This window comes from Methanobrevibacter sp. (assembly GCF_030539555.1).
In the GTDB taxonomy this organism is placed as follows: Archaea; Methanobacteriota; Methanobacteria; order Methanobacteriales; family Methanobacteriaceae; genus Methanocatella.
On record NZ_JAUNXX010000126.1, the window covers coordinates 1 to 2,410 of the forward strand.

The window sequence follows — 2,410 nt, forward strand, 5'->3', positions numbered from 1 at the left end:
TAAACTAAATGACCAGTAAGTTGTAGCATAGTTCCAATTGGAAACATCTGTCCACCATGTGTATGTCCGGAAATCTGTAAATCAGCACCCTGCTGTGAATTTTCATTGTACTCTACAGGCTGGTGGTCTAAAACGACAACATATTTTGATAGATCACTTTCGTTAAGTATTTCACAAATATCAGTTCTGTCAATTGAATTTTCCCACTGTGCATCGCTTCTGCCTACAAAAACAATACTGTCATTGACTGTTATTTTCTCATCATTTAAAATTTTTATTCCGTTATCTGCAATTGTTTTATTTAATTCTTCATCGCTGAAAGTTCTATTTCCGTTTTCATAGTCTGTTGTTGCTGGCTGCGTATCATGATTTCCAAAGACATAATATGTACCATATGTTGAATTTATTCGGCCAAGTTCCTCGAATATTTCATTCATGCCTTCTTTTGATGTTCTTTCATCAACAATATCTCCACCCAAGACAACAACATCCGGTTTTAATTCATTTATTTTTGAAATACTGTCTTTGACTAATTGCGGATTTTGAATAGTCCCATAATGAATATCACTAACCCAAACAATGGAATAAGATTCATTATCTATCTTATCTGTAGTTAAATTATACTCTGTTAATTCAATATGATTCATTCCATAAACATCCCCAATTATTATAATTGCAAAAATAATCAATGCCAAAATGCCTTTTTTATGATATTTGGGGATGAAATTTGAATATTTGTCTTTAAGCAAAATATTCCATATAATCCGGATTATGTCGGCAATTATAGATGAAAAAAATAAATATAATGTTAATATTGCCGCACTTGACCATATATTTAAACAACATACAAATGCTAAAATCGCAATAATGAGATTTAGACCAATTTTTTTCTTTTTTGATAAATTAGAGTTTTTTAAAGAATATTTAACTCTAAAATATGCATAAAGTCCAATAATAATACCGAATATAACACCTATAAATAGGTACTCCGGATAATAGCCTAATGTGAAAAAATGCAGAGTGTTCATACTTATAATAAGTGGATTGAACGTATAAATTTGTTTCGAATAATACTCACAGAAAGAACTGTTGAAAAGTAATAAGTATCTGAACTTTTGAAACTGTTCATATAAAACTTATAAAAAAGTTCCGATACTTATCGATTCGGCCCACTAAAACTCTAACATGAAATTTATTTCACCAAATGTATAAGTTATTAATAGTTAATTAAACCAGTATCTTGATTTATCCGTAGATTTTTTAAGTATAATTTGAAAAGATTGTTTTTTAATTTGTATTTACCTCTTGATGGTTTAATTATCATGTTTTTATTGATTAAACTTTTTAATAATGCTGAAGGTTCTGAATTCAGATTAGCATTTTCCTTGATATAGGAATAAGATAAAATTGTTTCATCACTTTCAGCCATTAAGCATAGTATTTTTCGCTCCTCTGTAGTAGATTTGCTGAACAATGATTTAAATTCACGTTGAGCTAAAATGTTTAAGGAATACACAGAGGCCTTTTTAAACTCGACCATATTTACTTCATTATCTTCATTAGTTTCTTCAAAACAACTGTAAGCAAGGATTTGCATATAATACGGAATTCCATTAGATAATTCATATATTGCCTTTAATACATCCTCTTCAAAGGCCACATTTTGTTCTTCAATAGGAATGTTAATTGCATCACATACTTCCCCATAAGATAATGGTCCAATCAAATAAGGTTCAAATATCCTTACTGCGGAGTCAAGTTTGTCTTGTATTTTATTGAAAATGTCTTCTGAACCTGTAGCTACAAACATTATGTTTTTTCCTTTTAGATTTAATTCTACTAGAGCATTTTGCAATATGCTTAATATTTTCATTGTTTCATCATTACCCATAATCCTTTGAAGATCATCAAACAGTAGAATTAAAACCGGATTGTCAGAGTCCAGCTCATCATAAATCACGTTTAAAATTTTTTCAAATGCGACAGCAGGACTGGTTTTAGGAATTTCACGTGATACTGATAAGCTTCCGATAAATGGAATATTAATGCCTAATGAACTTATTTTCTCCCAAAAATGACTAACATTAATATTTAACGTCTCAGAACATTTTTCTATTATTAATGAGTAAATATCTTCAAAATTTCCTTCCATTAAGGGAATTCTAACTGAATATACATCATCAATGTTAGTTATTTCCTCTTGAAATTTTAATAATAAAGATGTTTTTCCAATACCTTTTGGTCCATATAATATTAAATGGCCTGGAACTCCCATTTTAGTTGAGTTATATATTTTTTTAAGTTCATTTAATTCGTTTTCACGGCCGGTGAAATAGGATGGCAAGATTCCAGTTCGTTTTCTGAAAGGATTATGTTTCATGACTATAAACTCCAGTAAGACATTTCATAA

Annotated in this window: 2 protein-coding genes; both read right to left on the bottom strand. The window is 29.6% G+C overall.

All coding sequences use genetic code 11. The features are described 5' to 3' along the window. On the bottom strand, nt 1–647 hold a 647-nt coding region (locus Q4Q55_RS10345; protein WP_303372716.1), incomplete at its 3' end, for a metallophosphoesterase. A gap of 569 nt (nt 648–1,216) precedes the next feature. Continuing rightward, nucleotides 1,217–2,380: an ATP-binding protein gene (locus Q4Q55_RS10350; protein ID WP_303372717.1), complete on the bottom strand. Its 1,164-nt coding sequence runs from the start codon at nt 2,378–2,380 to the stop codon at nt 1,217–1,219. Nucleotides 2,381–2,410 lie beyond the last annotated feature (30 nt).